Below are 18,477 nucleotides of genomic sequence, written 5' to 3'. Positions count from 1 at the left end.
TGAAAGATTGGCTGACAAGACGGCGGAGAAACGCAAACAGATTCTGGTTACCGCCCTGCAGCTGTTCTCCACAAAAGGCTCTGCCGGGACTTCCATGCAGGAGATTGCAGAAGTATGCGGGATGTCCAAAGGCAGCCTGTATCTGCATTTCAAGTCGAAGGAAGAACTGGAGCGAAGCATCTACGAGTTCATTGCCTACCGCATCCGGGATGAAATTGTCCAGGTGGATCAGGAGTCCGGTCTCGCTCCCAGGGAGCAGCTGCTGAAACAGGCAGAGATTTTGCTGGTGCACTTTCTGGAGGTCCGGGAGTTTTTGCTGAAGCAGTCCTTTGAGGCCCATCCTGGCAAAAACCCGGTAGATCTGGAATGCTTTCACGGGGACTTAAGTCAGGCGCTGATCTGGTTCAAAAACAAGCTGCGTGCGGTGTACGGCCTGGATATTGAACCTTATACGATGGAAATCGCCATGTTTGTCGCGGGGATGCTGGGATCTTACATACGCTTCCTGTTCGTACCCGGCCTGCCGCTGAATGTCGGCACCCTTGCTGTCCATCTCATCACGATGCTGGACGATGTGACCGCAAGCCTGCTGCGGAGATCACCGGAACCGCTTGTTCCCATATCCGCATGGGAAAGCCTCGGTTTTGTAGCTCCAGAGGAAGCTTATTATTCCCGCCATCCTCTGGTTGTGATCAAGGCATTGAGAGCAGATCTGAAGGGGATACCGATGGACCACGCTCAGCGAAGCGACGCGCTGGATTCCCTGGATGTGATGGAGAGGGAACTGCTGGGCTTGCAGCCGCGCAGGGCGATTTTGAAAGGAATGCTGGCGAATCTTATGGAGATTGGTCAGGGCGGCGATGTCCTGATCGAGCTGCAGGGGATCATTCACAATGTGGTGGAGGTTTATCTTCCGGCCCAGGATCGGGCAGATCACACAAACAGTAAATAGCATGGAATCAGGAGAGGAGAGAAACAACGCCCTATGAAAGGTATTATTAATTTCTCGCTTCGCAACAAATTTGCCATTTGGCTGCTTACAGTCATTATTATTTTCGGCGGATTGTACAGCGGGCTGACGATGAAACAGGAAACCATCCCGAACATCAACGTTCCTTTTCTTAATGTAACAGCCATTTATCCGGGGGCTGCGCCGGAAGGCGTCGTTCAGGATGTAAGCAAGCCGCTCGAAACCCGGCTTCGGAATGTGGACGGTGTTAAAACCATTACCTCCACTTCGATGGAGAATGCGGCCAACATTACGATTGAGTTTGATTATGGCGCCAATCTGGACAACGCGACAGCGGCCGTCCGGGAAGCCCTCAATGATGTCAATCTTCCGGATGAAGTTCAGAAGCCGCAGATTATGCGCTTTAGCTTGAACTCCTTCCCGGTCACTTCGGTCAGTATTACGAACAAGGAAGGCACAGACCTGGATGAACTGACGCGCACCGTGGAGAATGACATCATTCCCGCACTGGAAGATCTGGACGGCGTTGCTTCCCTGCAGGTGTCCGGACAGTTCGTCAATGAAGTTCAGCTGACCTTTGACCAGGACAAAATGGCAGAGCTCGGGCTGACCGAAGATACGGTCAGAGGCATCGTGCAGGGTTCCGCCCTGTATGCACCGCTAGGCTTGTTTGAAATGGACCAGTCGCAAAAAGCGGTCGCTGTGGACGGCGGCATCATCGGCATCGATGATCTCAATAACCTCGCCATTCCGGTCATCCCCGGCGGCAGTGCCGGTGCTCCAGGCGGCAGCCCGGGTGCTGGCGGCAATCCTGCTGCAGAAGGCCCTGCCCCTGGCGCTGAAGGCGCTGCAGGCCAAGGTGCTGCAGGTCAGCAGGCACCATCCGCCTCTACAGAAGGAGGCAATCCCGCGGCCCAAGCCCCGGCAGAAGGGTCAACGGGTGCTGGCGGCGAGGCGGCAGCGAACCCGGCCGCAGCTGGTATTCCTACGGTCAAGCTGAGTGAGATTGCCGATATCAAAGTGACCGGCAAGGCGGAATCCATTTCCCGGACGAACGGGAAGGAATCCATCGGCATCCAGGTGGTTAAGGCTAATGACGCCAACACTGTAGATGTCGTGAACGCGGTCAAAGATGAGATCAAAGAGTTACAGAAGCTCTATCCGGGAACAGAAATGACGATCATGCTCGACCAGGGTAAGCCGATCGAGGATTCTGTCCATACGATGCTGTTTAAAGCGGTCTACGGCGCCCTGTTTGCGATCATTATTATCATGATCTTCCTGAGAAATATCCGTTCCACCATTATATCCATTATTTCGATCCCGCTGTCGCTGCTGATTGCGATTCTATGTCTGCAGCAGATGGATATCACGCTCAACATGATGTCACTCGGCGCCATGACGGTCGCGATCGGTCGGGTCGTCGATGATTCCATTGTCGTCATCGAGAACATCTACCGCCGCTTGTCGCTTTCCAGCGAGAAGCTAAAGGGCCGCGAGCTGATCAGTGCCGCAACGCGCGAAATGTTCGCACCGATCATGTCTTCAACCATTGTTACCATCGCGGTATTCCTGCCGCTGGTACTCGTAAGCGGAATGGTCGGCGAATTATTCATTCCTTTTGCACTCACGATGGTATTCGCCCTTCTGGCGTCTCTCGTCGTCGCGGTTACACTGGTGCCTGCACTGGCGCACACCTTGTTCCGTAAAGGACTAAAGAACAAACACAACCATGATGAGAAGCCGGGCGGTCTGGCACGTGCCTACCAGTCGGTCCTGAGATGGACGCTGAATCATAAGCTGATTACCTTCAGTATCGCGATTCTGCTGCTGGTCGGCAGCTTGTTCCTGACCCGCTTCGTCGGTGTCAGCTTCCTGCCGGAGCAGGAAGACAAGTACGCAATGGTAACGTACAGCCCGCAGCCGGGCGATCGCCTGGAAGACGTAGAACAAAGAGCGCTGGAAGCCGAGAAGCTGATTCTGGCGCAAGAAGGCGTGCAGAACATGCAGTACTCTGTCGGCGGCAGCAATCCGCTCGGCATGGGTTCTTCAAACTCCGGCCTGTTCTACATCCTGTATGATCCGGATACCAAGAACTTCGAGGATGTCAAAACCAAGCTCATTGAAGACTTGGCGAAGCAGGTTCCGGAAGGCGAATGGAGCAATATGGACATGGGCGGCTTTGGAGCTTCCCAGCTGACGGTGAATGTATTCGGCGACTCGCTGGAGCAGATCAAGCCGGTAGCTGACGATATTCTGGAGCTGACCCAAAAGGATACCGAAAACTTCGAGAATGCAGAATCCTCACTCTCCGAAGCCTATGACCAATACACGCTCGTTGCTGATCAAGAGAAGCTGAGTTCGCTTGGTCTGACAGCCGGACAGCTGGCGATGAAGCTGAGCCCGGTCCGCGAACGTCCGGTGCTGACGGAGATTCAGATCGAAGGCAAATCGTATGAGGTCTTTATTGAGGCCGATAACGAAACGTACAAGAGCATTAAAGATATTGAGAATGAAACCGTGACGTCTCCGCTCGGCATGGAAGTGCCGATTAAAGATGTGGCGACGGTAGAAGAAGGAACTTCTCCGGATACGATTACCAGAACCGATGGTAAAATGGTCGTATCCGTCAATGCTGACTTTGTCACCAGTGACATCGGCAACGCGTCCACGAACCTTCAGGCAGAAGTTGACAAAATGGAGCTGCCCGACGGCGTAACCGTAACCTTCGGCGGAGCTACAGAGCAGATTAACGATACCTTCGGCCAGTTGGGACTTGCGATGCTGGCGGCGATTGCCATCGTGTACTTCGTGCTTGTCGTCACGTTTGGCGGCGCACTCGCTCCGTTCGCGATCCTGTTCTCCCTGCCGTTCATCGTCATCGGTGCGATTGTCGCACTGCTCGTGACGGGAGAAACGCTCAGCGTATCCGCTCTTATGGGCGTACTGATGCTGATCGGTATCGTTGTCACGAATGCGATCGTGCTGATCGACCGTGTTATTCACAAGGAGAACGAAGGCCTGTCCACACGTGAAGCACTGCTGGAAGCAGGGGCCACGCGTCTGCGTCCGATTCTGATGACAGCCCTGGCCACCATCGGCGCCCTGCTCCCGCTCGTATTCGGCTGGGAGAACAGTGCCGGTATTATCTCGCGCGGCCTGGGTATCACGGTCATCGGCGGCTTGATCAGTTCCACACTGCTGACACTGGTCGTCGTGCCAATCGTGTACGAATTCCTGATGAAGTTCCGCAAAAAGCGGATCGAGGACTAACGTTTGATGCTTTGAATGATATAAAAAGTCCCGGATCATGTGATCCGGGACTTTTTTTGCTTTGCAGTCGTTAACTTTTGCTACTTATGCGTTTAAAAAGGTCGTAATCTTTTTTCAGCATCCCCATAATGATTTCATCCGAATAATGCCCTTGGATGCACGAAGGGTGGGGGCTGTTCATTTTATGCTTACGGTGAAGCCGATTTCTATAATTTTCAATTTTTTAGAAACCTTCTGGGAATTCGTTGCGTTTCTCTATATGGAAAGTGAATTTGTTAGGAGAAGAGGTGTGAATTTGAAAAAAATTGCCTTAATTATGTTGGTGTTCCTTACCCTTGTAGGTTGTTCACAAAAGGAAAATGACTTAGTTAATGTTGAATCATCAGAGAAATCAGCAGCAGAAACATCAAGTCCCACCCTTTTAAGTGATTTGGCTAATCAGGAATTTTCAATCAAAGAGAATCAAATTAGTGCTGGTAATCACGATTCAATCGTTACATTCGGAAAGGCTTTTGTGAACCTTTATACCGGAGCTGTTGCGGAACAAGAAAGAGTAACATTCGAGAATTATATCTCAAATAAAAACCTTCTAAAATTCACAGATAAAGTGCTGGATGTAGAACAAAAGCAGAATCTAAAAGGTGGCACTGGTGTAACTTTCGGATCAGATAATACGTTCAACAAAACGGAGTTCAAGAAACTTGATGAGAATCTTTACTATTTAAGTTTAACGTTTTCAAATCAAGGGTCTGGAATGAGTTGCAAATTGTTAGTGCAATCTGAAGACAAAGCATTAAAAATTGTTGATTGGTACTTTGGGAACAAAGATGGTGTAGATACTGCTGCTACAGGTCACCCCGCAGTTAGAAAGCTTGACAATCCCGAATTATGGGACGACCAACAATGGGTTGATCATGTTTTTAAAAAGCTTGAAAAATATGAATCCGAGCTGAACACTTGAAATCGTGCTGTTTCTTCAAGATGTCATATGGAGATACACTAGTTGCTCATAAAAGTTTTCCCGAGAACCAGCCAAGATGACTACCACGATTTCTCCCTCGTCGTTTTCTTCAAGCCGATAGGCGATTTCATAATTGCTGCCCTTATAAAACACATCATATCCATACATACCTTGTAAATCTCCGGTCTTAGGAGATCCTACAGCAGGATCATTTCGTTCTTAACTGCTCCACGCAGTGCAGCTTGCTGCTCGCGGAACTTAGCCAGTAATTCGTCACCCTCATATCCATCTTTAATCAGGTCCGCCAGAATCAGATCGGCAAAATGATCACCACCTGCTTCTTCACGAACTGGCCGGATCAAAATATATTGATCCTTCACCGAAAACTCCACTTCATCTTTAATTCCAATCTACTCAAAATACTTTTGCGGTATCGTAATTTGACGCTTACCCGATACGCGTCCGCGTCTCCATTCCATGGCCGTCACATCCTTTTGTTCTTTAGCCATAGTGTATACCTCCTTGTACTCTAAATGTGCTCGTTCAAAAAGAGTCATTCGAGGATTACTTGCTCCCGTTTCAACTTGGTCTGGCTTAGAAAACCAAGAATTGTTGAAGTTTTTGAGGCATACCCGTGCTCTGTTTGTTAATATAGAGGATATCCATACATTCAGGGCTGGTTATGTCCAAGCCTGCAAAGGAGGATTGCATATCATGAAGCCGTTAACTGACTCCTTTGGCCGTGTTCACGATTATATTCGTATATCCGTAACCGACCGCTGCAACCTGCGCTGCGTATACTGCATGCCTGCAGAAGGGATGGAATTTCAGCCGCATGACGAGATCATGACATATGAAGAAATCGCTGCCGTTCTCCGGGTATTGGCTCCTATGGGTGTATCCAAGGTCCGTCTGACTGGCGGAGAGCCGCTCGTCCGTAAGGATCTAGAGAAGCTGGTTGCCATGCTGTCCGCGATTGATGGCATTACCGATATTTCCCTGACGACCAACGGGATGTTTCTACCGGCCAAGGCCGCTTTACTAAAAGAAGCGGGTTTAACCCGTATCAATATCAGCCTGGACTCGCTCCAGCAGGAGCGCTATGCATCCATTACCCGGGGCGGTGATGTCCACCGCGTACTGGAAGGCATACAAGCCGCGTATCAAGCTGGACTCGATCCAATCAAGCTTAACGTGGTTCTGATGAAAGACTTCAACCAGGACGAAATCCGGGATTTTGTCGCCATGACGCTGGAGCGCCCGATCCATGTTCGCTTTATCGAGTACATGCCGATCGGACAGTCCTCGGATGAATGGCGCCGCTCGTACCTGCCCCTCAGCCATGTCACCGATGTCTGCCGCGAGGCAGGCTGGAACGTGCTGGAGCATGAAGGACCGTCCGGCAACGGCCCGTCCCGCAATATGAAAGTGGAGGGTGCTCAGGGTACGTTCGGACTGATCCATCCGGTCAGCGATCACTTCTGTGATTCCTGCAACCGACTGCGGCTTACCGCGGATGGCAATATCAAGGCCTGTCTCTATTGGTCCGACGAGCTCAATGTCCGCCGGGTCGCCCATGATCCGGCAGCGATCGAAGACCTGTTCCGCAAAGCGCTCGGCGCCAAACCTAAGAATCATGAAATGGCGCTGGCGCTGGAGAAAAAAGACCAAAGCCATACCCCGACCCAGCGGCGCATGTCCCAGATCGGGGGCTAGCGCCGCCGGCAGCCTGATAGGCCGCGCCCAGATTTCTCATGTTGTAATATAAAGCCGCTATTCACGGTAACAAATCACCGTTGATAGCGGCTTTTTTATGCTGTAAACCAGCTACGGCTGGTTGTCCCTGTACTTCACTATGACTTCCTCATAATCCTGCGGCCGGTTCATATTGAACAGTCCCTGTCCCCATGCGCCAGCCTGAAGATGCTCAACAGGCACATAGGTTACCGCCAGCTCCTGAAGCCAGTCCATCAGGCGCAGCTCATCCAGCTGCAGTCGGGCCTCCAGAGAGGTCATCACACTACGGTGGTAGAGGGCAAACAAAGGCTGCGGCCGGCCCTCTACTACCGGGATCACCGCCTGTACCCTGCCTATCCGCTCCTCTTCTCCCTGCTCAATGACCTCATGGTCAGGCACATCTGCCTGCACCGTACCAACAGACTCCTCCAAGATCAGCCGCACCAGATCTTGTGCCATGTCTGCCGTCACCAGGGGCATATCACATGCTGCCACCAGACTCCAGCTTGTAGCGGAAGCCCGAAGACACGCATGTATACCCGCCAAAGGTCCCTTCCCCGGGTATACATCCGGAATGACCGACATACCGAGGAATGCATACCTGCCAGGATCATTGGCCGAAATCAGCAGATTTCGGCACACGGGCGAGAGTGCATGCAGAACCTGCTCGATCGAAATCCGTTTTCCAACGGGCATGAGTGCTTTATTCTGACCCATTCTTCGGGAAAGTCCGCCGGCAAGGAGGATACCCGTGATCTTCGGTATATCCGTTATTTCCGGAGTATGGGCGATCTCCGGTGTATCCGTGATTTCCAATGCATCGGTGATCTCCGGTGTACTGGTGATTTTCGGTATGCCGGTTATTTCCTCTGCGGATTTCCCACGATGAACGATGTTTTTTTGTTCAGTCATGCACGCCATTCCTTTCTTATGAGAAAATCCCGTCCCAGCTCTTTCCACCAGCGAATGCTAGCTTGCATTTTAGATTACTAATTATTGTTAAATTAATTACAATATGGTTTGTATCCCTTTACAATGCATGATACATTGAAGAAGATACCCGGCATTCCGGGCTGTTGATGTGTACCTTCAGTGAAAGGAATGACCCACTTGCGGGACCAAGATAATAACCAGCCTTCACTTCGATCGCTGAAGCTGTTTAACTTTTTCATCTACGGAACGATGGTTATCTTCACCGGTTTCTTTCAACTGTACCTGCAGGACATCGGCATGGACAAAGTCGAGATTGGCAGCCTGATGGCGATTGCTCCATTTGTCTCGATCCTGGCTAATCCTTTTTGGGGATACTGGGGTGACAGGAGCAATAACTTGAAGCGTGTACTGCTGGTGATGATGACAGGCACCCTGATTTTTGTTCAGTTTGTGTTTCAAGCTCACACATATGTCTTGATTTATACAGCTATGATGTTCTTTTATTTCTTTCAGACGCCGATGTTTTCTCAAAGTAATACTCTGATTTTAAGCTATATTGAGGGAACAAACCATAAATTCGGCTCATTTCGGCTGTGGGGATCTCTGGGATGGGCGCTTACCGCCATCGCGGCCGGTCCTGTCATCGATCGTCTGGGTTCGGGCCAGATATCGATCGTCTTTTCGATCATGCTGGTCATTGCGGCGTTCTTTATGCTCTCGCTCCCCAATATCCAGAAAACCGCCTATACCGCCACGGTCAATCTGCGCGGTGTAACCCGGCTGTTCCTGAACCCGTATTTCACGGGATTTCTGCTGCTGGGCATTATCGTATCCATACCGAGCACGGCCAACAACACCTTTATGTCCCTGTACATTCTGGAACTCGGGGGCAGTACGAAGATCGTCGGCTTCGCTATATTTATGTCTTCTATATTTGAGGTTGCCGTCTTTTTGTTATGTGATCGGTATCTGAAACGTAAAATCAGCGTCCTGGTCGCCTGTTTGGCAGTCGTCAGCCTGCTCTTTGCCCTGCGCTGGCTGCTTATGGCTGAAGCCTCCTCTCCGATGGAGGTCGCCTTGATTCAGCTTCTGCACTGTGTAACGTTCGGCGGCTATTTCTATGTCGGCACCCAGCTGACGATGCTGTTCGTACCGAGGCCGTTCCGAGCTACCGGACAAGCGCTCTATACTTTATCCTGGAGCGGCATTTCCGGCGTCATCGGCGGGATTGCCGGCGGATGGCTGTTTCAAAACTTCGGCGCACAGACGATGTACCGGACAGGCATGATGCTCGCCTTGGTTGGTGCTTTCGGCTTCGCCTGGATTTGGTTTGTGATCCGCAAACAGGGATACCGTCCTCAGAGTATGGACGAATGGGAAGATGAGGAAGAACCGGATCCGGCGTCGGAACGGTAATGATCTATAAAACATGGAAACACAGCTAAATAAAAGGCCCGGTAAGCTGCCCTGCAGGGAGCTTTCCGAGCCTTTTTTGTCATCTCATTGCGCGTATACTTTTTTATGCTTTTGGCATCTGGAATGAGCTTTTCAGGGAAACCACCCGGTTAAACACAGGCTGTCCCGGAGATGAATATCGGGAATCCACATTGAAGTAGCCATGACGGAAAAATTGGAACTTATCCTGCGCCGCGGCGTCCTTCATGTTAGGCTCCACATACCCGTGCACAATCTGCAGCGAGTCCGGGTTCACGAAGTCCAGGAAGGATTTCTCCGCAGAACCGCTCTCTTCAGCTTCCGTTACGTCTCCAGCCACTTCAGGCTGAACCTCCGCCTCTTCTTCCGGAGCCTCATCCTTGATCAGCGGCTCATACAGACGGAATTCTGCCGGTACCGCCTGAGTCGCCTCAACCCAGTGAATGGTGCCCTTCACTTTACGGCCGGTAAAGCCGGTACCGCTCTTCGTTTCCGGGTCATAGGTGCAGTGCAGCTCGACCACATTGCCGTTCTCATCCTTGATCACATCGTTGCATTTAATGAAATAAGCATGCTTCAGGCGCACTTCATTACCGGGAAACAGCCGGAAATACTTGTTCGGCGGGTTCTCCATAAAGTCTTCCTGCTCAATGTAAATCTCACGCGAGAACGGGATCTGCCGGGAGCCCATCTCGGGATTCTCCGTGTTGTTCTCGGCTTCCAGCTGCTCCACCTGCCCTTCCGGGTAGTTGGTGATCACAACCTTGAGCGGATCCAGGACAGCCATGGTGCGCGGTGCTTTCAGCTTCAGATCTTCTCTGATAAAATGCTCCAGCATCTGCCGGTCTACTGTTCCGTAAGCTTTGGAGATGCCGGTCTCAAAGACGAAATTTCGAATCGCCTCCGGCGTATACCCAAGACGGCGCAGACCCGATATCGTCGGCATCCGCGGATCGTCCCAGCCGTCCACATATTTCTCGTCCACCAGCTGCTTCAGCTTGCGCTTGCTTGTTACCGTATGCTGCAGGTTCAGCCGTCCAAACTCATATTGATGCGGTGCTGCAGACATTTCGCATTGTGATATTACCCAGTCATAAAACGGCCGCTGATCTTCGAATTCCAGTGAACAGAGGGAATGGGTCACGGCTTCGATCGCATCCTCCAGCGGATGGGCGAAAGCGTACATCGGGTAGATGCACCACGTGTCTCCGGTATTATGATGGTGCGCATGGGCAATACGGTAAATTACAGGATCCCGCAGATTGATATTGGGGGATGCCATGTCGATCTTCGCACGAAGCACTTTCTCCCCGTTGCTGAATTCTCCTGCACGCATCCGCTCAAACAGATCCATATTCTCTTCCACACTGCGGTCACGGTACGGGCTGTCCTGTCCCGGAGCGGTCAAGGTTCCGCGGTTCTGGCGGATTTCGTCTGCCGTCTGGTCGTCGACGTACGCCTTGCCCTTTTGAATCAAGAGGACCGCACGGCGGTACATTTCTTCAAAATAATCGGACGCAAACCGAAGCTCTTCCCACTCATAACCTAACCATTTCACATCTTCTTTGATGGAATTGACGTATTCCACGTCTTCCTTTACAGGGTTTGTATCATCAAGCCGGAGGTGTGTTCTCCCGCCAAACTCGTCCGCGAGGGCAAAATTAATCCAGATTGCCTTTGCATGTCCGATATGAAGGTAACCGTTCGGTTCAGGAGGAAAACGGGTCACGATCTCTTTGACTTTTCCGGACTTCAGGTCTTCAGCCATAACATTCTTGATAAAATTGGAGGGTGTTGCCGGTTGGTTCTCCACGTTAATCAACCTTTCATCCTTTGAATTCTCTCTATTTCCTGTATGAGCTTGTTTCTCTTAAATATACCTGCTTAAGCCGCATTGTTCAAGGAATGAGGCACATTGGACACCGGAAAGCCAGGCTGGGCCGCCTCCCTTGAGTGGATCCGCATGATCTGATCAACATAACCTGGTTTTGGAAAAAAGGCCTTTGACGGAGGCTTTTTATTAGGTTAGCATGGAAGAAAATAGAGAAACAGGAGGCGTGAAGCACCCGTGAAGCCGCTTAAACTTCCCAAGGAACAGCGCGAGGCTCTGATCCGCGAGATTCAGGATTATTTCGAAAAAGAACGGGGCGAGGAGATCGGGCATCTGGCCGCAGACGGCATGCTGGATTTTTTCATGAAAACCGCCAGCCCCTACATATACAACCAGGCTCTGGAGGACTGCAGAGGTCTGGCTGTCCGGCATATGGTGTCACTGGAAGAGGACATCTATGCTCTGGAGCAGAAATCAAGCTCACGCTGAAATGTATTTCAACTAAAAAGGAGACGTCATCATGTTTACCTATGTTTTGGACGATCATGTAGAGCTGCGGCCGTTTGCTCCGGAGCATGCACGGGCGCTGTTCGAGCTGACCGACCGGTCCCGGGAATGGCTTCGGCCGTGGCTGCCTTGGGTTGACTCCGTGACGGAAGTTGGCGACAGTGCCAATTATATTAAGGGAACGCTGAAGCAGAACGCCGAGAATGGCGGTTTCTCAGCCGGCATTTGGGTGCGCGAGGAGCTGGCCGGCACGATCTCCTATCATGAGATCGACTGGAACAACCGTACCGTCGGTATCGGCTATTGGCTTGGCAAACCCTATCAAGGGCAGGGCCTGATGAGCAGCGCCTGCCGCGCGTTCACCGATCATGCGCTGATGCGAATGGGATTGAACCGGGTTGAAATCCGGTGCGCGACAGCGAACCGCCGCAGCCGGGCCATTCCGGAGCGTCTGGGATATGTGCTGGAAGGCATTGTGCGGGAAGCCGAGAAGCTGCCTCAGGGCTATGTGAATCATGCGGTGTACGGAATGATCCGCAGTGATTGGAAACGGATGCGTTAAATCAGCAGCGACATATAAAGACAGGGCGTGCTCTCATAGGAGAACACGCCCTGCCTGCGTCAATAAGTCTTTATTCTTGTGAATCCAGGCGGCGGAGCAGCTGTTCACGGATTCCTTCCGCCAAGGCATCTACCCCGGCCAGTCGCCGTATAACGGCTTCTCTGCCCGTTCTGTCCGCCAGCTCTGCCAGCACTTCCCGCACCGTCACCCGGTCCGGGTGAGTCTCCAGCTGTACTACATCGTCTCCGGAGGACACATATCCTTCCTCCAGCACCCGGAAATAAAATCCACTGCAGCCTGTCGACAGCACCCTGGCGGGCAAATCGGCCACCCCATGCTTTTGGGACAGCTTGAAGCACGGATAGCGCGGCTGGCTCACTTGTACGACAGCTTCCCCAACGCGGAAGGTATCTCCAATACAGACCTCATCCTCCAGCATGCCTGTCACTGTAAAATTCTCGCCAAACGATGCCGGATCCATGACTTTTCCAAGCTCGCTTTCCCAATACGAATAGTGTTCAAAGGGATACACACACACGGCCTTGTCCGGGCCTCCATGATGAACAAGATCGGCTTGGCCGTCGCCCTCGAACTGCTCTTTACTTAAATACAGCGGACCCTTCACCGGCTGCTTATAGATCCCCGTTAACAGCGGCTTCCCCCTATACTGTACGGTCACCGGCCTGCCTACATTTAATGACTGAATGGCTGCCATCGCCACCTTTATCCCTCCACCCTGTTTTGTTTTTAACTATAATTCAGAGGGCTCTGGCCTGTCCAGGCTTCCGGCGGCCGAAAGAGACCGCAGCTGGTAACGTTTGTGAAGCGAAAAAGAACAGCCCCGCAAGCACAGGACTGTTCTTCTTCTCTTCTATATTCAATCGCTCAAAAAACAGCTCATGAGAATATCATCAAGATAACGGCCCTGCACGCAGTATTCGCGCACAAGCCGGCCCTCTTCCTTGAAGCCGCAGGAGCGGTAGAAGGCGATCGCTCGGGGGTTGCTGGAGAGCACACGCAGCCGGAGCTTTGACTTGCCTTCCTGCCGTGCAGCCTTCTGAAAAGCATGCATCAGCCGGCTTCCGATGCCCTGGCGCTGAAACGCCGGATCTACCGCAATCCACAGCTCATAGACATGTGCGCTGCTATCCAGTCCCGTGGGCGGCCTGAAGCCGAGATAACCGGCAATCTCTTCACTGTCCGTGACAGCTACAAGCTGGGATCCGGGGGGACAGTGGAGCAGATAGTGCTCTCTGGATTCCCAGTTCAGCGGTTCCGGCGCTGTATTCCGGTCCCATACAAGATGATCCAGTTCCATTAGCCTGGCGGCATCTTTTAACTCGGAGAACCGGATCGTGATGAGTCGTTGACACGTATCCATAAGCACCCCTCTTTTCCTGGCTCATTTCATAACGCTTAACCTCTTAACCTCAACCACAGTAGAGAAAAATACCGCTCCTTCGCCCAGATCGGACAGCCGGTCTGGCGTCAGGGCGTTCGCACGCTGTCTGCGGCCCTCTCGATCCCACCACAAACCCTGGCTGACGACTGTACCCGGCAGCATTTTGTCTGTCACCTTCGCCTTGACCTCGAATACCCCGCGGTCGTTATACACGGTAACCTCATCTCCATCAGCCACGCCCCGCTCTGCCGCATCCTCAGGATGGATTTGCAGTACAGGCTCCTTCTCCAGCTTCTGATGTTTCGGCACATTGGCGAAGGTGGAATTTAAGAAGTTATGATTCGGCGGCGAGATGAACATCAGCGGATACTTGTGTCCCCGGCCGCGGCGTACACCGTCATATCCTTCCTTGAGCGGCACATACGACGGCAGCGGCGGCAGACCGCCTTCCGCAAGTTTAGCCGAGTACAGCTCGATGCGCCCGGATGATGTCGGGAGGCGGTCCAGATAGGTTTCAAAAGGTGTCATATCGAGCTTTACATGACGATGTTCCTTCAGACCGCTCAAGGTCACTCCGTTCAGGTACGGATTAGCCGGGTTGTCCAGCGCTTTTACGATCATTTCTTCTTCAGTTTCCGCGAAGACGGCCTGATCGAATCCCATCGCCTGCCCCAACAGGGAGAAGAGTTCAACATTGCTCTTGCTTTCCCCAAGCTTCTCAATGACCGGCTCCTGCAGCTGAATGTACTGGTGCCAGTATGATCCGAACACATCAGTATTCTCAAAAGAAGACGTTGCCGGCAGCACAATATCAGCATATTTGGCGGTGTCTGTCATAAACAGGTCATGCACGACGGTAAACAGGTCTTCTCTCGCAAAACCGGCCTTGACCCGTTCGGCATCCGGAGCCACTACCACCGGATTGCTGCAGTAGACGAAGAGGGACTTGACCGGCTTGTCTGTCATGGCCAGCGCTTCGCCAATCCGGTTCATATTGATGGTTCGCGCATCCGGGTTGGGACGCAGATCCGGGCGCTCAAGCGCCTCGCTGTTCATACTGTTATACCCGCCATTCGACTTCGACGCACCTCCGCCGCGCTGCAGCCAGTGACCCGTCAGTCCGGGAAGGCAGGCGATGCTGCGGACAGCCATACCGCCATTATCATGATGCTGCAGGCCGTTGCCGATATGAATGTAGGCAGCCTTCGCACGGCCGTAGACAGAGGCCAGCTTCTCAATATCGGACTCCGGTATACCGGTAATGGACGAGACATAGGCCGGTGTATACGTCTGCACATGCTCCCTCAGCTCCTTATACCCCAGCGTATACTGCTCCATAAACATCTCATTGACGAGATTGTCGCGGAACAGGATGTGCATCATACCGACCGCCAGAGCCGCATCCGTTCCGGGATGCAGCGGAATGAACCAGTCTGCCCACTGTCCTGTCTGATTCCGGTGCACATCGATCACGATAACCTGGGCCCCGTTTTTCCGGGCCTTTTCCGCCAGAATGACCTGATGCATATTCGTACTGACGATATTTCCGCCCCAGACAAGAATCACATCTGCATGCACCGTCTCTTCCGGAATTGTGCCGCCGTTCATGCCCATGACTGATGTCCAGCCTGCATTTCCGGCGGAATTGCATATGCTCTGCTTCAGCTTGCTGGCACCCAAGGCATGAAAGAAACGCCGATCCATGCCGTCCACACTCAGCACACCCATATTTCCGTAAAAGCTGTAAGGCAGGATGCTTTCCGGTCCGAACTCCTCGACCAGACTCCGGTATCGTGAAGTAATTTCCGATATCGCTTCGTCCCAGCTGATCCGCTCAAAACGCCCTTCGCCTTTCGCGCCGGTCCGGCGCAGCGGATACAGCAGCCGTTCCGGATGATATACACGCTCCGCCATGTTCCTTACTTTATTACAGATCGCTCCTTGCGTGACAGGATGGTCCGGATCGCCGGTTACCTTCACGATCTTTCCTTCTTTTTTATGCAGCAGCAGCCCACAGGTATCCGGACAATCCAGCGGACATACTGCCGGAAACACACCCTCTGTTTCATGAATCATCTATACGTTCATCCTTTCATATCCCATGCGTGATGAATCTGGCTCCAACGTGAATGCCTCCCTTTATCTTAGAACGAAGAATCGCTGCCGTAAAGAAAAGTAGGCCCCCCTCATCATTTTCTAAAAAATTCCGTGACCGGTGTTTCACTTCTCCGGATCACGGGTAAATTTGTATCAGCAGCAAGAGGAGGAACCCAGACCCTTTCTCTCCTTGCCGTATCATGGACCACTCCCAAAAAAATTCGCCACAGCGTGTTTCTTCCCCCGAAACACGGCGTGGCGAATTTTGTGTTGTGCTGGTGTTATGAATAAGCCTGTTTTTCAGGCTTATTTTTTTATTTCATGTGAAGTTCTCGTCTATTATCCGAGGCAGGGTCCAGCACCCTGCCTCTTATCTAATCTCCCAGAGTGCCTCTCCCTCCAGCAGCGGAATTACAAAGGACAAAATCAAGCCCTTCGCGCTCTCAGGTACTTCATAAGCGACTTCGCCCTGTGCCTGTGCTCCCGGTGCCAGATTGGTATCCAGGCCCTCTTTGACATCCGAGTTGATCGCAGGCAGATAAGCTGTGCCGCCTTCATCCTTCAGACTGAAGGACAGCGCCGAGGAAATCGACTTCTCCTCTTCACTCCCGTTCTCTACGGTAACATCCATGACCAGCATGGTATTCCCGGCTTGAGGTTTTAGAAAATCGTCTCCTTCCGATTCTCTAACCCCGTTTACCGTGATGATAAATCCATGATAATCCAGAGATTCCCCTACAGCAGCCGGCTGATCCGATGCAGGCGCTGCCTTTCCAACATCATCGCCGGCTTCATTCAGACTGTCATCCGGAGAGCCTTCTGTCTCCGTTTCATTCTCACTCTCATTCTCACTCTCATTCTCACTCTCACCTGTCTCTTGTTCTTTCTCGTCTTCCTGCTCCTGTTCTCCGCTCTCTGTGTTATCATCACCCACTGGCTCCGTGACAGCCGGATCAGACGGTGCCTGATCCTCTTGATCTGCAGCACAGGCCGTGCTCAGCAGCAGTGTGGAGATCACAGCTGCGGACAGCATCCATTTTTTCATTGTCATCTTCATTCATCCTTCCTCTCCCGGTGTACTGTCTCTTTCTACCCTGTATGTCATTCGCCGAAACTTTCCAGATTCCTGTCAATTTTCAAATAAAAAACCCCCATGTCATAAACATGAGGGTCCCAAGATCATACGATTATTTAGATGGCGGAAGTGTTTCTATCCCTACACCTGCACCGGGTCCGGTGTGATTTCCGGCAGTGCCTCAAGTCCAGCACTGTTCAGGAAGTTCCACGGCTTGTTAAAATGCGGCTGGAAGAAGAAGTCGATAAAGGCAAGCTGGTCGATCGTCATATTATTCTGTATGCATACCGACAGCGTATTAACCGATTGCGTCAAATCCGCCTCCGACATGACCTGTGCACCCAGAATCCGGCGTGTCTCCTTCTCAAAGACTACCTTGACCATAACGGACTCAGAGGTCGGCATAAATTCCGGACGGTAGTGGTCCTTAATGGTGATAGAATCCACATTCAGCTCTTCGTCGGCCGCAGCTCCTTCTGTTAATCCGGTGGAGGCGATGTTGTGGTTATAAATTTTCAAGCCCGACGTTCCTTGTGTACCCATATACTCCGTCGTTGGACGTACCAGGTTGCGGGCAACAAGGGTGCCCATACGCACCGCATTGGTGGCCAGTGGAATGTACATGGCCTTGCCTGTCGGGTTGTATTTTACAGCACAGCTGTCACCGGCTGCAAAAATATCTTTTTTGCTCGTTTCCATATAGGAGTTCACCACAATCGCACCATTCTCCAGCATGTCGACCTGATCTTTCAGCAGTTCGGTGTTCGGACGGAATCCGATGCACAGGATGACGAGGTCGGTATCAATCGCGCCTTTGTCTGTGATGACCCGTTTCACTTTTCCGTCTTCGCCTTCGAATGATTGTACGGTCTGGCCTAATGCGAGCTCAATGCCCTTCTCGCGGAACGAATCTTCGATTTTACCGCTGAATTCAGGGTCCAGGTATTTGTTCAGAATACGCTCTACACTATCCACGAGTGTCACTTTCTTGCCGTTATTTTCAAAAGCCTCCACCAGTTCGACCCCGATATATCCGGCTCCAACTACGGTGATATGCTTGGCATCTTTCGCTTTTTCAATAATTGTATTGGAATGGTTATAGTTCTTCGACAGCAGCACATTGTCCAGATCAATGCCATCCAGCTTCGGAACGATCGGCCACGATCCCGTAGTCACAATCAGCTTGTCAAAATGATCTTCCATCGTTTCCCCGCTTTCCAGACAACGTGCCGTCAGCTTCTTGCCTTCCGTATCCACAGAGACCACTTCATGCCGCATCTTGGTGGTTACACCGAGTTCAGCGAGCTTCTCCGGCGAGGAGTAGAACAGACCGTGCGGATCTTTCACCACACCGCCGACGTACAGGGCAATCCCGCAGGACAAGAAAGAAATATTATCATTCCGCTCATATACAGTAATTTGGGCTTCAGGGTACAGCTTGGCGGTATTAACGATGGCTGCCGTTCCGGCATGGGTGCATCCGATGACTGCTACTTTCATAATGAAGTTCCTCCTCAGGAATACTTTAGTTTGGTTTGTGAAAACATTCACCTTATTAATATCCTTATTATATTGTGATTGATTTCACATATCAAGGGTGTCATTGTACGTCTCACAATTTGTTCACATTTTCACATATTTTTAGATCTGATAAGTTCGGATCGTGGATACCTGCTGTGCTTTACCTTTTCCTTA

The 18,477-nt window shown here is 51.7% G+C and carries 16 protein-coding genes; 7 read left to right on the top strand and 9 right to left on the bottom strand.

What is annotated here, in order from left to right; all coding sequences use genetic code 11:
- The first annotated feature begins 7 nt into the window (after window positions 1-7).
- The 3 genes from HII30_RS01860 (at window position 8) to HII30_RS01850 (ending at window position 5,204) form a co-directional block, all read left to right on the top strand.
- On the top strand, window positions 8-952 hold the full coding sequence (locus HII30_RS01860; protein WP_169503213.1) for a TetR/AcrR family transcriptional regulator: 945 nt from the start codon (window positions 8-10) through the stop codon (window positions 950-952).
- 33 nt (window positions 953-985) lie between these two features.
- Window positions 986-4,243: an efflux RND transporter permease subunit gene (locus HII30_RS01855; RefSeq protein ID WP_169503212.1), complete on the top strand. Its 3,258-nt coding sequence runs from the start codon at window positions 986-988 to the stop codon at window positions 4,241-4,243.
- Window positions 4,244-4,427: 184 nt separating this feature from the next.
- On the top strand, window positions 4,428-5,204 hold the full coding sequence (locus HII30_RS01850) for a hypothetical protein (RefSeq protein ID WP_211184364.1): 777 nt from the start codon (window positions 4,428-4,430) through the stop codon (window positions 5,202-5,204).
- A 15-nt stretch (window positions 5,205-5,219) separates the two neighbouring features.
- On the opposite strand, the gene HII30_RS01845 is transcribed toward HII30_RS01850, so the two are convergent.
- Together HII30_RS01845 and HII30_RS01840 are read right to left on the bottom strand one after the other, a co-directional pair.
- On the bottom strand, window positions 5,220-5,372 hold the full coding sequence (locus HII30_RS01845; RefSeq protein WP_169503210.1) for a type II toxin-antitoxin system RelE/ParE family toxin: 153 nt from the start codon (window positions 5,370-5,372) through the stop codon (window positions 5,220-5,222).
- 29 nt (window positions 5,373-5,401) lie between these two features.
- Window positions 5,402-5,584, bottom strand: coding sequence for a hypothetical protein (locus tag HII30_RS01840; RefSeq protein ID WP_169503209.1), 183 nt, complete (start codon window positions 5,582-5,584; stop codon window positions 5,402-5,404).
- 331 nt (window positions 5,585-5,915) lie between these two features.
- Here HII30_RS01840 and moaA point away from each other — a divergent pair, with 331 nt between their 5' ends.
- The gene (gene moaA / locus HII30_RS01835; RefSeq protein WP_169503271.1) at window positions 5,916-6,920 is read left to right on the top strand and encodes a GTP 3',8-cyclase MoaA; all 1,005 of its coding nucleotides are present in this window, start codon (window positions 5,916-5,918) and stop codon (window positions 6,918-6,920) included.
- Window positions 6,921-7,031: 111 nt separating this feature from the next.
- On the opposite strand, the gene mobA is transcribed toward moaA, so the two are convergent.
- A complete protein-coding gene (mobA, locus tag HII30_RS01830) occupies window positions 7,032-7,853 on the bottom strand; it encodes a molybdenum cofactor guanylyltransferase (protein ID WP_169503208.1) in 822 nt (273 codons plus the stop codon).
- Window positions 7,854-8,051: 198 nt separating this feature from the next.
- On the opposite strand from mobA, the gene HII30_RS01825 reads away from it, so the two are divergent.
- Complete coding sequence (locus tag HII30_RS01825; protein WP_169503207.1) at window positions 8,052-9,290, top strand: MFS transporter; 1,239 nt, start codon at window positions 8,052-8,054, stop codon at window positions 9,288-9,290.
- A 103-nt stretch (window positions 9,291-9,393) separates the two neighbouring features.
- Here HII30_RS01825 and HII30_RS01820 read toward each other — a convergent pair whose 3' ends face one another.
- Window positions 9,394-11,076: a glutamine--tRNA ligase/YqeY domain fusion protein gene (locus tag HII30_RS01820; RefSeq protein WP_246245942.1), complete on the bottom strand. Its 1,683-nt coding sequence runs from the start codon at window positions 11,074-11,076 to the stop codon at window positions 9,394-9,396.
- A 300-nt stretch (window positions 11,077-11,376) separates the two neighbouring features.
- On the opposite strand from HII30_RS01820, the gene HII30_RS01815 reads away from it, so the two are divergent.
- Window positions 11,377-11,628, top strand: a complete 252-nt coding sequence (locus HII30_RS01815; protein WP_169503205.1) for a DUF2164 family protein — start codon at window positions 11,377-11,379, stop codon at window positions 11,626-11,628.
- A 31-nt stretch (window positions 11,629-11,659) separates the two neighbouring features.
- Window positions 11,660-12,208 (top strand): GNAT family N-acetyltransferase, encoded by a 549-nt coding sequence (locus HII30_RS01810; RefSeq protein ID WP_169503204.1) that lies wholly within the window; start codon window positions 11,660-11,662, stop codon window positions 12,206-12,208.
- Between the two features lie 70 nt (window positions 12,209-12,278).
- Here the strand turns inward: HII30_RS01810 and HII30_RS01805 are convergent, their stop codons facing one another.
- The 5 genes from HII30_RS01805 to HII30_RS01785 form a co-directional block, all read right to left on the bottom strand.
- On the bottom strand, window positions 12,279-12,923 hold the full coding sequence (locus HII30_RS01805) for an MOSC domain-containing protein (protein WP_169503270.1): 645 nt from the start codon (window positions 12,921-12,923) through the stop codon (window positions 12,279-12,281).
- Window positions 12,924-13,085: 162 nt separating this feature from the next.
- Complete coding sequence (locus HII30_RS01800) at window positions 13,086-13,589, bottom strand: GNAT family N-acetyltransferase (RefSeq protein WP_169503203.1); 504 nt, start codon at window positions 13,587-13,589, stop codon at window positions 13,086-13,088.
- 21 nt (window positions 13,590-13,610) lie between these two features.
- A complete protein-coding gene (locus HII30_RS01795; RefSeq protein ID WP_169503202.1) occupies window positions 13,611-15,686 on the bottom strand; it encodes a molybdopterin-containing oxidoreductase family protein in 2,076 nt (691 codons plus the stop codon).
- A 391-nt stretch (window positions 15,687-16,077) separates the two neighbouring features.
- Complete coding sequence (locus tag HII30_RS01790; RefSeq protein ID WP_169503201.1) at window positions 16,078-16,758, bottom strand: DUF4352 domain-containing protein; 681 nt, start codon at window positions 16,756-16,758, stop codon at window positions 16,078-16,080.
- Window positions 16,759-16,923: 165 nt separating this feature from the next.
- Window positions 16,924-18,282, bottom strand: a complete 1,359-nt coding sequence (locus HII30_RS01785; RefSeq protein ID WP_169503200.1) for an FAD-dependent oxidoreductase — start codon at window positions 18,280-18,282, stop codon at window positions 16,924-16,926.
- Between the last annotated feature and the right edge of the window lie 195 nt (window positions 18,283-18,477).

The organism is Paenibacillus lemnae (assembly GCF_012933385.1).
GTDB lineage: Bacteria > Bacillota > Bacilli > Paenibacillales > Paenibacillaceae > Paenibacillus_AQ > Paenibacillus_AQ lemnae.
Note: the sequence above shows the minus strand (reverse complement) of the source record. Positions and strands in the feature narration are given on the sequence as shown.